13 protein-coding genes are annotated in these 12963 nt (G+C 63.3%); 2 read left to right on the top strand and 11 right to left on the bottom strand.

From position 1 onward, the window contains the following. Positions 1 to 91 precede the first annotated feature (91 nt). The 7 genes from hflX to IDM28_RS01570 form a co-directional block, all read right to left on the bottom strand. On the bottom strand, positions 92 to 1393 hold the full coding sequence (hflX, locus tag IDM28_RS01600) for a ribosome rescue GTPase HflX (protein WP_188035220.1): 1302 nt from the start codon (positions 1391 to 1393) through the stop codon (positions 92 to 94). 13 nt (positions 1394 to 1406) lie between these two features. Next, entirely contained in the window at positions 1407 to 1667 is a 261-nt protein-coding gene (gene hfq, locus IDM28_RS01595) for an RNA chaperone Hfq (RefSeq protein WP_060480687.1), read from the bottom strand. Positions 1668 to 1760: 93 nt separating this feature from the next. Next, positions 1761 to 2732 (bottom strand): tRNA (adenosine(37)-N6)-dimethylallyltransferase MiaA, encoded by a 972-nt coding sequence (gene miaA, locus IDM28_RS01590; RefSeq protein WP_101315907.1) that lies wholly within the window; start codon positions 2730 to 2732, stop codon positions 1761 to 1763. Between the two features lies 1 nt (position 2733). Beyond that, positions 2734 to 4617 carry a DNA mismatch repair endonuclease MutL gene (gene mutL / locus IDM28_RS01585; protein ID WP_150571118.1) on the bottom strand — a complete coding sequence of 628 codons (1884 nt, stop codon included), beginning with the start codon at positions 4615 to 4617 and terminating at the stop codon, positions 2734 to 2736. Beyond that, positions 4614 to 6059 carry an N-acetylmuramoyl-L-alanine amidase gene (locus IDM28_RS01580; RefSeq protein ID WP_188035219.1) on the bottom strand — a complete coding sequence of 482 codons (1446 nt, stop codon included), beginning with the start codon at positions 6057 to 6059 and terminating at the stop codon, positions 4614 to 4616. Before IDM28_RS01580 ends, mutL begins: the two co-directional genes overlap by 4 nt. Further along, positions 6060 to 6533, bottom strand: coding sequence for a tRNA (adenosine(37)-N6)-threonylcarbamoyltransferase complex ATPase subunit type 1 TsaE (gene tsaE, locus IDM28_RS01575; RefSeq protein WP_101315901.1), 474 nt, complete (start codon positions 6531 to 6533; stop codon positions 6060 to 6062). It lies immediately after the preceding gene. Further along, a complete protein-coding gene (locus tag IDM28_RS01570; protein WP_262499955.1) occupies positions 6521 to 7381 on the bottom strand; it encodes an NAD(P)H-hydrate dehydratase in 861 nt (286 codons plus the stop codon). Before IDM28_RS01570 ends, tsaE begins: the two co-directional genes overlap by 13 nt. Positions 7382 to 7446: 65 nt before the next feature. Between IDM28_RS01570 and queG the strand changes: the two genes are divergently transcribed. After that, complete coding sequence (queG, locus tag IDM28_RS01565) at positions 7447 to 8529, top strand: tRNA epoxyqueuosine(34) reductase QueG (protein WP_101315897.1); 1083 nt, start codon at positions 7447 to 7449, stop codon at positions 8527 to 8529. Positions 8530 to 8533: 4 nt separating this feature from the next. Here queG and IDM28_RS01560 read toward each other — a convergent pair whose 3' ends face one another. After that, the gene (locus IDM28_RS01560) at positions 8534 to 9145 is read right to left on the bottom strand and encodes a trimeric intracellular cation channel family protein (protein WP_101315895.1); all 612 of its coding nucleotides are present in this window, start codon (positions 9143 to 9145) and stop codon (positions 8534 to 8536) included. Between the two features lie 94 nt (positions 9146 to 9239). Continuing rightward, complete coding sequence (orn, locus tag IDM28_RS01555) at positions 9240 to 9782, bottom strand: oligoribonuclease (RefSeq protein ID WP_103435846.1); 543 nt, start codon at positions 9780 to 9782, stop codon at positions 9240 to 9242. 186 nt (positions 9783 to 9968) lie between these two features. Here orn and rsgA point away from each other — a divergent pair, with 186 nt between their 5' ends. Next, positions 9969 to 11000 carry a small ribosomal subunit biogenesis GTPase RsgA gene (gene rsgA, locus IDM28_RS01550; RefSeq protein ID WP_101315891.1) on the top strand — a complete coding sequence of 344 codons (1032 nt, stop codon included), beginning with the start codon at positions 9969 to 9971 and terminating at the stop codon, positions 10998 to 11000. A 59-nt stretch (positions 11001 to 11059) separates the two neighbouring features. On the opposite strand, the gene motB is transcribed toward rsgA, so the two are convergent. Beyond that, on the bottom strand, positions 11060 to 12082 hold the full coding sequence (motB, locus tag IDM28_RS01545) for a flagellar motor protein MotB (RefSeq protein ID WP_188035217.1): 1023 nt from the start codon (positions 12080 to 12082) through the stop codon (positions 11060 to 11062). Positions 12083 to 12085: 3 nt separating this feature from the next. Then, the gene (gene motA, locus IDM28_RS01540) at positions 12086 to 12937 is read right to left on the bottom strand and encodes a flagellar motor stator protein MotA (protein ID WP_101315887.1); all 852 of its coding nucleotides are present in this window, start codon (positions 12935 to 12937) and stop codon (positions 12086 to 12088) included. Positions 12938 to 12963 lie beyond the last annotated feature (26 nt).

Below are 12963 nucleotides of genomic sequence, written 5' to 3'. Positions count from 1 at the left end.
TCTCCATCTGATAAAGCAAAGACGCGCCCACGGCGCGCCGTCCAATGCTACAGAATGCCTGTCACGGCTGCCCGGCGACCTCGACGGGCATTTATTGCAAAGTGTGTTGCGCGATAAACGTCTGCGGCTCGATCCCGGCACGACTGACCAGGCGATTAAGCTCGATCATCGGCAGGCGCACGCTGAGCAGGCTGCTGCCCTCTTCATCATGTTCCTCGCCCTGCACCGCGCCCAGTTCGAACAGCTGCGCGCGCAAGCGAGCGAAACGCTGATCAAGGCGCAGGGTGGCGACAAACAGATCATCCCCCAGCAACTCGGCAATTGCCTGGCCAACCAGCTCCAGGCCACGTCCATCACGTGCCGACACCCAGACCCGTTCCGGCTTGCCATCGGCATCGCGCTGGATCTGTGGCTCGACATCTTCAAGCAGGTCGAGTTTGTTATAGACCTCGAGGATCGGCAAGCCTTCTGCGCCGATCTCGCCCAATACCGCCAGCACCTGCTCGATCTGCTCCATGCGCTCTGGCTCATGGGCGTCGATCACGTGCAGCAGCAGGTCGGAGTTGCTCGACTCTTCGAGCGTAGCCCGAAATGCCTCGACCAGCTTGTGCGGCAGATGGCGAATGAAGCCCACGGTATCGGCCAGCACGATCGGCCCCAGGTCGTCGAGTTGCAGGCGGCGCAGGGTCGGGTCGAGGGTGGCGAACAGCTGGTCGGCCGCGTACACGTCGGATTGGGTCAGGGCGTTGAACAGGGTCGACTTGCCGGCGTTGGTATAACCCACCAGCGACACCGACGGGATGTCCGCACGTCTGCGCCCGCGCCGCGCTTGCTCACGCTGGCTGCGGACCTTTTCCAGGCGCGCCTTGATCTGCCGCAGGCGGACCCGCAACAGGCGCCGGTCGGTTTCAAGCTGGGTCTCCCCCGGACCGCGCAGGCCGATACCACCTTTTTGCCGCTCAAGGTGAGTCCAGCCGCGCACCAGCCGCGTGCTCATGTGCTCAAGCTGGGCCAGTTCGACCTGCAGCTTGCCTTCATGGGTACGCGCCCGTTGGGCGAAGATATCGAGGATCAGCCCGGTACGGTCAAGCACGCGACACTCGAACACACGTTCGAGGTTACGCTCCTGACTGGGCGTGAGGGTGTGATTGAAAATCACCAGATCGACATGCTCGGCACTGACCAGGTCGCGTAACTCCTCGACCTTGCCACTGCCAATCAGGAATTTGGCGCTGGGCTGATGCCGTGTCACCGTAGACAGCAAGACGATTTCAGCACCGGCCGACAGGGCCAGCTCCTGGAACTCCTGCGGGTCTTCGCGCGCCTCAGGGTTCTGACCTTCCAAGTGAACGAGCAACGCTCGTTCACCACCACCGTGGCGCTCAAAGAACAATGCAGGCTCCTAATCAGGCGTTGCCTGGCTCGCTGTCACCGTTCTCGGAATCGGACGGGCTTGGCAGACGAACCGGACGTGCAGGTACGACAGTCGAAATGGCGTGTTTATAGACCATTTGGCTGACGGTGTTTTTCAGTAGAACTACAAACTGGTCGAAAGATTCGATCGAGCCCTGCAGCTTGATCCCGTTGACCAGATAGATCGAAACCGGGACCTTTTCTTTTCTCAAGGTGTTCAAGTAAGGGTCTTGTAGCGAATGCCCTTTTGACATATGCCGCACTCCTGTAAGGATAAATAATAAAAAACGAGAAAATTCTATGATTACGCCGCCCACTCGCAAGAGTAGACGGCAATTAGCAGGGACTCAGCTCAATATGGAGATGGCCCCAAGGTATTTCAAGGTGCGGGACAGATTGTCGCAGGCCAGGCTGTCCAGCCAGTGCACGTCGGACCAACCGCGCAACCAGGTGAACTGCCGCTTGGCCAGCTGGCGAGTCGCAATGATACCGCGTTCTCGCATCTCATTCTCATCTAGCTTGCCGTCTAGGAAATCCCAGACCTGCCGATAGCCCACTGCCCGTATAGACGGCAGCCCGGCGTGCAAGTCACTTCTGGCTCGCAGCTCTCGGACCTCATCGATGAAGCCCTGTTCCAGCATCTGTGAAAATCGTAACGCAATTCGCTCATGCAGAATGTGACGATCTGCAGGAGCGATCGCCAGACTGGCCACAGTATAGGGCAAATGGCCGGCCGCGCCTGCGTCTGCGCCGCTACTTTCGGCTGATTGGCGCTGGCGGTGGGCAGTCATGCTCTCACCACTCACCCGATACACCTCCAGCGCTCGGATCAAGCGCTGCGGGTCGTTGGGGTGGATGCGCGCCGCCGACACCGGATCGACCTCGGCCAACTGCCGGTGCAATTCGCCCAGGCCCAGTGCGCTGGCCTGGGCTTCCAGCTCGGCGCGCACGGCCGGGTCAGCCGCCGGCATGTCGGCCAGGCCTTCAAGCAAAGCCTTGTAGTAGAGCATGGTGCCGCCGACCAGCAGCGGGATCTTGCCGCGTGCGGTAATCTCGGCCATGGCCGCCAGGGCATCGCTGCGAAACTGCGCCGCGGAGTAGCTCTCGGCGGGGTCGATGATATCGATCAAGCGGTGCGGGTACGCCGCCAGGATGTCTTTCGACGGTTTCGCAGTGCCGATGTCCATGCCGCGATAGACCAGCGCCGAATCGACGCTGACCAGCTCGCAGGGCAGCACTTTGCTCAACTCGATGGCGAGATCGGTCTTGCCCGCCGCAGTCGGGCCCATGAGGAAGATCGCTGGAGGTTTGCTGCTCATGTCACCGACCGCGCAGGAAGAGTTTGTCCAGATCGTCCAGGCCCATCTGGGTCCAGGTCGGTCGGCCGTGGTTGCACTGGCCGCTGCGCTCGGTGTTTTCCATGTCGCGAAGCAAGGCGTTCATCTCGGGGATCGCCAGGCGCCGGTTGGCGCGCACGGCGCCGTGGCAGGCCATGGTCCCGAGCAGCTCGTTGAGGTGCGCCTGGATGCGGTCGCTGGTGCCGTATTCCATCAGGTCAGCAAGCACGTCCTGCACCAGCCGATTGGCTTCGGCCTGTTTCAGCAACGCCGGGATCTGGCGAATCGCGACCGTCTCCGGGCCTAGCCGCTGCAGCTCGAAGCCGAGGCGCTGGAACCACTGTGCATGCTCTTCGGCGCAATCGGCTTCACGCTGGCTCATCGCCAGGGTTTCCGGCACCAGCAGCGGCTGGCCACTGAGGCCTTCGCTGGCCATGGCCACCTTGAGCCGCTCGTACATGATCCGCTCGTGGGCGGCATGCATGTCGACCAGCACCAGGCCTTGGGCGTTTTCGGCAAGGATGTAGATGCCCTTGAGCTGCGCCATGGCGTAGCCCAGCGGCGGTATATCGCCCTGGCCGTCGGGCAGCGCGACCGGCGCGGCGCTGTTCAGCGGCGCATAGAATTCGCGGTAAGCGGCCTGCGCTTCGGCCACCGGCAGTGGCTGCGAGGGGCGCGGCGTGTACTGGTACTGGTAACCCGCACCAGCGCCGGAGCCGGCTGGAGCAGGCTGCTGCTGTTCGAGCACAGGCGTGGCCAGGCGCATCTCGCCCTGAGGGCCGAACTCGCCAGCCAGCTGGCCACCAGCACGCACCAGCTCGGCGGCTGCGGCAGGCGCGGCCACCTGACCTTCCGGGCGCACATCGGCCAGCGCGCGATGCAGAGTGCCGTAGAGAAAATCGTGAACCGTACGCCCTTCACGGAAGCGTACTTCGTGCTTGGTCGGGTGCACGTTGACGTCGACGCCGTTCGGCTCCAGCTCAAGGAACAACACAAAGGTCGGATGGCGGCCGTTGAACAGCACGTCGCGATACGCCTGGCGTACCGCATGGGCCACCAGCTTGTCGCGCACCGCCCGGCCGTTGACGAAGAAGTACTGCAAGTCAGCCTGGCTGCGCGAGAAGGTCGGCAAGCCGACCCAACCCCATAGGCGCAGGCCGTTGCGCTCGACGTCGATCGGCAGCGCCTGCTCAAGAAAGCCCGGGCCACAGATCGCGCCGACTCGCCGCGCCCGCGACACATCATCGGCGGCCTCGTGCAGGCTGAGGATGCTCTTGCCGTTGTGACGCAGGTGGAAGCCGACATCGAAGCGTGCCAGTGCCAGGCGACGGATGACTTCCTGCAGGTGATCGAATTCGGTTTTCTCGGCCTTGAGGAACTTGCGCCGGGCCGGGGTATTGAAGAACAGGTCGCGCACTTCTACCGAGGTGCCGACCGGGTGCGCCGCAGGCTGTACCCGCGGGGTCATGTCGCGGCCTTCGGTCTCGACCTGCCAAGCTTCGCTGGCATCGGCGGTGCGCGAGGTCAGGGTCAGCCGTGCAACCGAACTGATCGACGCCAGTGCTTCACCCCGAAAGCCCAGGCTGAGTACGCCTTCAAGGTCTTCCAGCTCGCGAATCTTGCTGGTGGCGTGCCGTGCCAAGGCCAGCGGCAGGTCATCCGGAGAGATGCCGCTGCCGTCGTCACGCACACGCAGCAGCTTGGTGCCACCCAGCTCGACCTCGACATCGATGCGCCGGGCACCGGAGTCGAGGCTGTTTTCCAGCAGCTCCTTGGCTACCGACGCAGGTCGCTCGACTACTTCGCCGGCAGCAATCTGGTTGGCCAGCCGCGGGCTGAGCAGCTCGATGCGCGAACCACCGGTCATTGCTGCGACGCCAGGGTGGTACCCGGAATATCCAGATGCTGGCCGACCTTCAGCTCATCGGTTTTCAGGCTGTTGCTGCTGCGCAGGGCAGCCACGCTGACCTGGTAACGCACGGCGATCATCGCCAGGGTTTCACCCGGACGCACGGTATGGTCACGCGGGCCTTGGGCAATCTTGCCGCTGTCACGCAGCCAGGCGATGTAGGTGCCAGGCGGCGGGCTCTGTTGGAAGTACTGGCGCAAGCCGGTGTGGATCGAGCGCGCCAGCGCCTGCTGGTGGCTCTTGGTAGCCAGCTTGGCGGCTTCGTTGGCGTTGGAGATAAATCCGGTTTCGACCAGGATCGACGGAATATCCGGCGATTTCAGCACCATGAAGCCCGCTTGCTCGACCCGGCGCTTGTGCAGCGAGGTGATGCGGCCCATGTTGCCCAGCACTTTTTGCCCGACATCCAGACTGGAGCTGAGCGTAGCGGTCATCGACAGGTCGAGCAGAACCCCGGCGAGCATGCGGTCCTTGTCGTCGAGGCTGACGTTGCCGGCACCGCCGATCAGGTCGGAGCGGTTTTCCGTGTCGGCCAGCCAGCGCGCGGTTTCCGAGGTAGCGCCGCGGTCAGACAAGGCGAACACCGAAGCGCCAAAGGCGGCCTTCGACGGCGCGGCGTCGGCATGGATCGAAACGAACAGGTCTGCACCCTTCTTGCGGGCGATCTCGGTGCGTTTGCGCAGCGGGATGAAGTAGTCGCCGGTACGGGTCAGCTCGGCGCGGTAGCCTTTCTCGCTGTTGATCTGGCGCTGCAACTCTTGAGCGATCTGCAACACGATGGTTTTTTCGTGCTGACCGCGCGAGCCGGAAGCGCCCGGGTCTTCGCCGCCGTGACCGGCGTCGATGGCAACCACGATATCGCGCTTGCCACTCGGTGCTGGCGGCAGCTTGATCGCGGGCTGGGTCGGCGTTACCGGGATGGCCGGCGTGGTGGCCGGCGGCTGCACCGGCGTCGGCGCGGGCGTCGGCGTAGTGGCGGCGATGGCGTCGGCTTCCTGATCGTACAGGTCGACCACCAAGCGGTTACCGTACTGGGCATTGGGCGCCAGAACGAAGCTTTTCGGGGTGACGGCCTTTTTCAGGTCGATGACCACGCGCAGGTCGGTCGGCGTGCGTTGCGCCGAGCGGACACTGCTGATCGGGGTGTTGGAGGTGGCCACGTTGAGCGGCGCGCCGAGGGTCGCACCATTGATATCGATAACCAGCCGATCCGGTGCGCTCAGCGTAAACACGCTGTGCTGCACGGGCCCGGAGAGGTCGAACACCAGTCGTGTGTTGTCCGGCGCGCGCCACAGACGCATGCTTTTTACTTGTGTGGCGGCCAGAGCGTTGACAGTCACTGCGCTGAGCAGCAGACCGACAACGGCGACCAGTGCGCGTATGCGCATACCTAACCCCATTTACTGTTGAATTTTGTTGGCCAGCGCGGTGCACCAGGCTTGGCCACGAGCGCCCTGCGGCAACAGGTTAAGCGAGCGTCCGCCCGCTTGCGGGCTTATGGTAATGGTCAGGTCGGGCTTTGGCAAAACGCCCGCACCTTTATCGGGCCATTCGAACAGGCACAGGGCGTCACCTTCGAAGTAATCGCGAATGCCCAGGTACTCCAGCTCTTCCGGATCGACCAGCCGGTACAGGTCGAAGTGAAACGCCCGCACATCGCCGATTTCGTAGGGTTCGACCACGGTAAAGGTCGGGCTCTTGACCGGCCCGGTATGGCCCAGGCCACGGATCAGGCCACGCGACAGGGTGGTCTTGCCGGCGCCGAGGTCACCCTCGAGAAATATCACGCCATGACCGCCGGTCACTTCGGCCAGTCGCGCGCCGAAGGCCACAGTGGCTTCTTCGTCGGGCAGAAACAGGGTTACACCTGACACGCTGAATGCTCCTCCAATAATTCACGAATGACCGGCAGCAGATCACTGGCTGCCAGGCCCCTGCCCTTCACGCCCAGGCGCTCGCCAGCGCAGGCATGCAGCCACACGCCCAGGCATGCCGCCGACCAGCCATCCAGACCCTGCGCCAGCAATGCGCCAAGCACACCAGTGAGCACATCGCCCAGCCCTGCACCGGCCATCGCCGGGTGGCCTCGCTGGCACAGCGCCAACTGTCCGTCCGGATCAGCCACCAGAGTACCCGCGCCTTTAAGCACGCAGATGCTGGCGTACCTGCGCGCCAGCTTGCGCGCAGCGCCGGCACGGTCAGCCTGCACCGCCTCGGTGGAAATCCCCAACAAGCGCGCCGCCTCCCCTGGGTGCGGGGTGAGGATGCTCGCGCCGGGCACGGCCAACGGGCTGCTGGCGAGCATGTTCAACGCATCGGCATCCCACACCTGCGGCACATCGCTGTTGGCCACAGCCGACAGCAGGCTGCGCCCCCATGCGGCCTGGCCAAGCCCGGGGCCGACCACCAGCACGGAAGCGCGGGCCAACACCTCGATCAGCTGATTGGCCGATGACACGCCCAGGCACATGGTCTCGGGCAGCCGGGTCAGCGCCGCTGAAACATGCTCAGGGCGCGTGGCGATGCTGACCAGGCCAGCACCACAGCGCAGCGCGGCCTCGCCACTGAGCAGCGCGGCGCCGCCGGTGCCGAGGTCGCCACCGACCACCAGCACATGGCCGAAGACGGTCTTGTGCGCGTCTGCACGGCGCGCCGGCAGCCGGGCGAGGTTGCCTCGGCTGAGGGTTTTTACCGCGTTGTCGGGGTGTTTGGTCTGGGGCATGGGGTCAAAGGCTCCGATGTCTGGCAGAATTATACGCACCTGAGCCTGTAATGCCTTGCCCATCCATGTCCGTTTGTATTCCTGACCTCGCCGCGCTGGCCCAATCGATCAAGGATTGGGGCCGCGAACTCGGCTTCGCCCACGTCGGTATCGCTGGTGTAGACCTGGGCGAGCATGAACAGCACCTGGAGCGCTGGCTTGCCGCCGGCTATCACGGCGAGCTGGACTATATGGCCGCGCATGGCAGCAAACGTTCCCACCCCGAGCAGTTGATCCCGGGGACACTGCGGGTGATCTCGCTGCGCATGGACTACCTGCCCGGCGATACGCGCATGGCGCAGGTGCTCGCACAGCCGGAAAAAGCCTACGTGTCGCGCTACGCGCTGGGCCGCGACTACCACAAGCTGGTGCGCAAACGCGTGCAGCACCTGGCCGACCGCATTCAGGCAGACATCGGCCCGTTCGGCTTTCGTGCTTTTGTCGACAGCGCGCCGGTGCTGGAGAAAGCCATCGCGCAGGAGGCCGGGCTGGGCTGGATCGGCAAGAACACCCTGCTGCTCAACCGCAAGGCCGGCAGCTACTTCTTTCTGGCTGAGTTGTTCGTCGACCTGCCGCTGCCGGTGGATGAAGCCCAGACCAGCGAGCACTGCGGCCGCTGTCAGGCGTGCCTGGACGTGTGCCCGACCAATGCCTTCGTCGGCCCGTATGTACTCGACGCACGGCGCTGCATTTCCTACCTGACCATCGAGCTGAAGCAGGCGATCCCGGTCGAGCTGCGCGCGATGATCGGCAATCGGGTGTTTGGCTGCGATGACTGCCAGATCGTCTGCCCGTGGAACCGCTTCGCCCGCCCCACCCAGGAAAACGACTTCAAGCCGCGTCACGGCCTGGACAATGCCGGCCTGGCCGAACTGTTCATGTGGGATGAGGCGACCTTTCTGGGCAATACTGAAGGCTCGCCGCTGCGCCGCGCCGGCTACGAACGCTGGCTACGCAATCTGGCCGTCGGGCTGGGCAACGCACCGTCGACCATTCCGGTGCTGGAGGCGCTGCAGGCACGCCGCGAGCACCCGTCCGAACTGGTCCGCGAGCATGTCGAGTGGGCGCTGGCCCAGCACGCAGAACGGCAGGCGCAGCCAGCGAGCTGAGTGACTACTGCTGGTCGTTATAGTGAAACTTGGGCATTTCCCAGTGAAAGCGGATCGCCAGCAAACGCACGAGAAAACCACCAAACAGAGTCAGCAGCGTGGCCTGCTCGGCCGGCAGATTGAAGTGCACGCAGCCCAGATAGAACCACGCCGCCGCAAACGACACGCTGGCATACAGCTCGCGGCGAAACACCAGCGGGATGTCGTTGCAGAAGATATCGCGCAGAATCCCGCCGAACACCCCAGTGATCACCCCACTGATCGACGCCACCAGCAGGCCTTGGCCCATCTCCAGCGCAGTCATGCAGCCAATCAGGGTAAACGCCACCAGCCCCAGCGCATCGAGCACCAGAAACAGCGAGCGCAGATGGCGCATCAGTGGCGCGATAAAGATCGTCAGCAGTGCGGCAAAGCTGGTCAGCACCAGGTACTCGGGGTGTTTCACCCAGGTCAGCGGATAGTGCCCCAGCAGCACGTCGCGCACCGAGCCACCACCCAGCGCCGTCACGCAGGCGATCAGCACCACACCGAACCAGTCCATGCCGCGACGGCCGGCGGACAAGGCCCCGGTCATGGCTTCGGCGGTGATAGCGACGAGGTAGAGCATCAGCAACATGGTGCGAGTCCGTGCGAGAAAGGCGCGCAGTCTACCCAGTTGCACCCCGCACCAGAAGGGGGCGCACCGACTATCGTCAGCCGGCGCAGCACGCTTAAAACTTGATGAAGTGTTCGCGGTAGTGGCGCAGTTCGGCAATCGACTCGCGAATATCGTCCAGCGCCAGGTGGGTGCCACCCTTCTGGAAGCTGTCGCGCACCTCAGGGGCCCAGCGTGCAGCCAGTTCCTTGAGGGTAGAAACGTCGAGGTTGCGGTAGTGGAAGTAGCTTTCCAGCGACTTCATGTGGCGGTACAGGAAGCGCCGGTCCTGGCAGATGCTGTTGCCACAGATCGGCGACTTGCCCTTCGGCACCCACTGCTGCAGAAACGCGATGGTCTGGGCCTCGGCTTCGGCCATGCTGATACGGCTGTCACGCACACGCTGGGTCAAGCCCGAGCCGCCGTGGGTTCGGGTGTTCCACTCATCCATGCGCGCCAGCACTTCATCGCTGTGGTGAATGGCGATCACCGGGCCTTCGGCCAGGGTGTTGAGGTTGCTGTCGGTAACGATGGTCGCCATCTCGATGATGACGTCGCTGTCCGGATCCAGACCGGTCATTTCCAGATCGATCCAGATCAGGTTCTGTGTGTTGTCCATGAAAGGCTCCTGAGATAGGCCGTCATAGTAGCTTAGTGGCCCGACCGGGTAATTGGCTTTGCTCGCTAATTCACTTTGTTCAACGATTCCACAGGCACCGCCCCAACCAAGGTTAACGAATAGGCCACAACAGGAGCATGCTAAACTGTCAGCCGTTTTCCAACCGCAAGCCACCACGGAACATTCATGGCCAAACGCCAGCTCAACCGCCGCCAAAACTGGCGCATCGAAAAAATCCAGGGCGAACGCGCCGAACGCGCCGCCAAACGCGAGCAGCACGTCTTGCAGGAACTGGAAGGCGGCGACCTCGGACCCGAGCAATTCGGCCTGGTCATCGCCCACTTTGGCGTCCAAGTCGAAGTCGAAGCCCAGGACGGCGACACAGTTGGCCAGATCTTCCGCTGCCACCTGCGCGCCAACCTGCCTGCACTGGTCACCGGTGACCGCGTGGTATGGCGAGCAGGCAACCAGGGCATCGGCGTCATCGTCGCGCAACTACCGCGCTCGACCGAGCTGACCCGCCCCAACAACCAGGGCGTGCTCAAGCCGGTAGCCGCCAACGTCGATCTGATCGTGATCGTCTTTGCCCCCGCCCCTGAGCCCCACGCCAACCTGATCGACCGCTACCTGGTCGCCGCCGAGCACGCCGGCATTCGCCCGTTGCTGTTGCTGAACAAGGCCGACCTGATCAACGAGCAAAATGCACCGGCGCTGAATGCCTTGCTCGAGGTCTACCGCGACCTGGGCTACCCCCTGCTGGAGGTGTCGGCGCACCACGGCGACGGCATGCAGCAGCTGCAGAAAATGCTCGATGGCCACGTCAGCGTGTTTGTCGGCCAGTCCGGTGTCGGCAAGTCGTCGCTGGTCAACAGCCTGCTGCCGCAGGCGCACACGCGGGTGGGTGATCTGTCCGAGTGGTCTGGCCAGGGTACCCATACCACCACCACTGCGCGGCTTTATCACTTCCCCAACGGCGGTGACCTGATCGACTCCCCCGGTATCCGTGAATTCGGCCTGGTGCACGTCAGCCGCGATGATGTCGAAGCCGGCTTCATCGAGTTCAGCGAACTGTTCGGCACCTGTCGCTTTCGCGACTGCAAGCACGACCGCGAGCCAGGCTGCGCCTTGCTCAAGGCGCTGGACGAAGGCCGGATCAAGCCACAGCGTATGCACAGCTACCGCTCGATCATCGCCAGCCTGACCGAAGACAGCTATTAACAGCTGGGGCAGGTAAGTCGGGGCTGCTTTGCAGCCCTTTTTTGCTGTGCCGCAGGCGGTTATTCCTTCGGCTCGTCCATCTTCAAGGTACCGTCCTCGAAGAGATTGAGCTTCTGCCGTAGCTCACGCGGCTGCATCGGTGCCTCGCCGGCACCAGCGGGCGCTGCTGCACCTGGCGCTGCCGAGCCTGGCGCCGCGGGTGCGTCAGATGCCGGCGGTGCATCCGGAGTGCCCTGCTCGCCCTCGATATTGCGCTGGGCCTTCTTGGTCAGGACGATGATGTCGATGCGCCGGTTGACCGGGTTGAACGGGTTCTTGCGGTCGAACAGCGACGACGATGCATAACCCACCACCCGCGCCACCTGATCATCCGGATAGCCGCCCGCCACCAGCGCACGTCGCGCGGCGTTGGCACGGTTGGCCGACAGCTCCCAGTTGCCGTAGTCACCGCTGCCGGCATAGGCCTTGGCATCGGTGTGGCCGCTGACGCTGATCTTGTTCGGCACCGCTTTGATGGTGTCGGCCATGGCCAGCAGAATGTCCTCGAAGTACGGCTGCAAACGCGCGCTGCCGATGTCGAACATCGGCCGGTTCTCGGCATCCATGATCTGGATACGCAGGCCGTCCTGGGTGATCTCGAACAGGATCTGATCCTTGAACTTCTGCAGTTGCGGGTTTTCTTCGACCTTGTTCTGCAGCTCCTGCAAGAGCAGGTTCAGGCGTTCCTTTTCAACCTGCTCGGCCATGGTCTCGACCTGATCCTTGTCCAGCTGCACGCTGGTGTCGGGAGTCGGCTCGGACTTCACCTCAGGGTTGATGGTCTTGTCCGGCGCCAGCTCCGGCGAGCCACCCAGGTCAATCACATAGGGCGTACCGCTTTCGGAGAAGCCGATCGGGTCCTTGAAGTAGCCGGCGATGGCGATCTTCTGCTCTGGGGTGGCCGTCGACATCAGCCACAGCACCAGGAAGAACGCCATCATCGCCGTCGCGAAGTCGGCAAAGGCGATCTTCCAGGCGCCGCCATGGTGACCGCCGCCAAAGCGCTTGACGCGCTTGATGATTATCGGCTGATTGTTTTCCATGAATCAGCGACCGCGAACTGCTTGTTCCAGCTCGGCGAAGCTCGGACGGTGCTTGGGGTACAGCACCTTGCGCCCGAATTCCACGGCCAGTGACGGCGGCATGCCCGAGGCCGAAGCCACCAGCGACGCCTTGATCGACTCGTACAGATTGACCTCTTCCTTGGCATCGTGAGCCAGGCAGGTAGCCAGTGGGCCGAAGAAACCGTACGCAGCAAGAATACCGAAGAAGGTACCCACCAGCGCCGCACCTACGTGCATGCCGATGGCAGCCTGGTCGCCCTCACCCAACGAGGCCATGGTGACGACGATACCCAGTACCGCCGCAACGATACCGAAGCCAGGCATGCCGTCGGCGATCCCGGTGACCGCGTGCGAAGGGTGGTCGAGTTCTTCCTTGAGGCTCAGCAGCTCCATGTCGAACAGGCCTTCGAGCTCGTGCGGAGCCATGTTGCCGGTGGACATGATGCGCAGGTAGTCACAGATGAACGCAGTCATGCGCTCATCACCCAGCACTGCCGGGTACTTGGCGAAGATCGGGCTGGCCGAGGCGTCTTCGATATCGCCTTCGATCGCCATCATGCCTTCGCGGCGGCTCTTGTTGAGGATCTCGTAGACCAGGCCCAACACCTCCAGGTAGAAGGTATGGGTGAAGCGCGAGCCGAACATCTTCATCGACTTCTTGATCACGTGCATGGTCATGTAGCCAGGGTTGGCCTGCAGGAACGCGCCAAACGCAGCCCCGCCAATGATGAGCACTTCGAACGGCTGGATCAGCGCCGCAATCTTGCCGTGGGAAAGCACGTAGCCTGCGATCACGCTCGCGAAGACGACGATGATGCCGATAATTTTAGCCATAGGTTCAAAGCACTTGAAGTCGAGGT

Source organism: Pseudomonas sp. EZ-C24, from assembly GCF_014525325.1.
Lineage (GTDB): Bacteria > Pseudomonadota > Gammaproteobacteria > Pseudomonadales > Pseudomonadaceae > Aquipseudomonas > Aquipseudomonas shirazensis.
Note: the sequence above shows the minus strand (reverse complement) of the source record. Positions and strands in the feature narration are given on the sequence as shown.

Bases quoted from the DNA above. Each gene is read 5' to 3' on its own strand.
- rsgA (WP_101315891.1), top strand. From the start codon at position 9,969: ATGGCCAAACGCCAGCTCAACCGCCGCCAAAACTGGCGCATCGAAAAA.
- hfq (WP_060480687.1), bottom strand. From the start codon at position 1,667: ATGTCAAAAGGGCATTCGCTACAAGACCCTTACTTGAACACCTTGAGA.
- motB (WP_188035217.1), bottom strand. From the start codon at position 12,082: ATGGAAAACAATCAGCCGATAATCATCAAGCGCGTCAAGCGCTTTGGC.
- motA (WP_101315887.1), bottom strand. From the start codon at position 12,937: ATGGCTAAAATTATCGGCATCATCGTCGTCTTCGCGAGCGTGATCGCA.
- IDM28_RS01560 (WP_101315895.1), bottom strand. From the start codon at position 9,145: ATGTTGCTGATGCTCTACCTCGTCGCTATCACCGCCGAAGCCATGACC.
- IDM28_RS01580 (WP_188035219.1), bottom strand. From the start codon at position 6,059: ATGGGGTTAGGTATGCGCATACGCGCACTGGTCGCCGTTGTCGGTCTG.
- orn (WP_103435846.1), bottom strand. From the start codon at position 9,782: ATGGACAACACACAGAACCTGATCTGGATCGATCTGGAAATGACCGGT.
- mutL (WP_150571118.1), bottom strand. From the start codon at position 4,617: ATGACCGGTGGTTCGCGCATCGAGCTGCTCAGCCCGCGGCTGGCCAAC.
- queG (WP_101315897.1), top strand. From the start codon at position 7,447: ATGTCCGTTTGTATTCCTGACCTCGCCGCGCTGGCCCAATCGATCAAG.
- miaA (WP_101315907.1), bottom strand. From the start codon at position 2,732: ATGAGCAGCAAACCTCCAGCGATCTTCCTCATGGGCCCGACTGCGGCG.
- IDM28_RS01570 (WP_262499955.1), bottom strand. From the start codon at position 7,381: ATGCCCCAGACCAAACACCCCGACAACGCGGTAAAAACCCTCAGCCGA.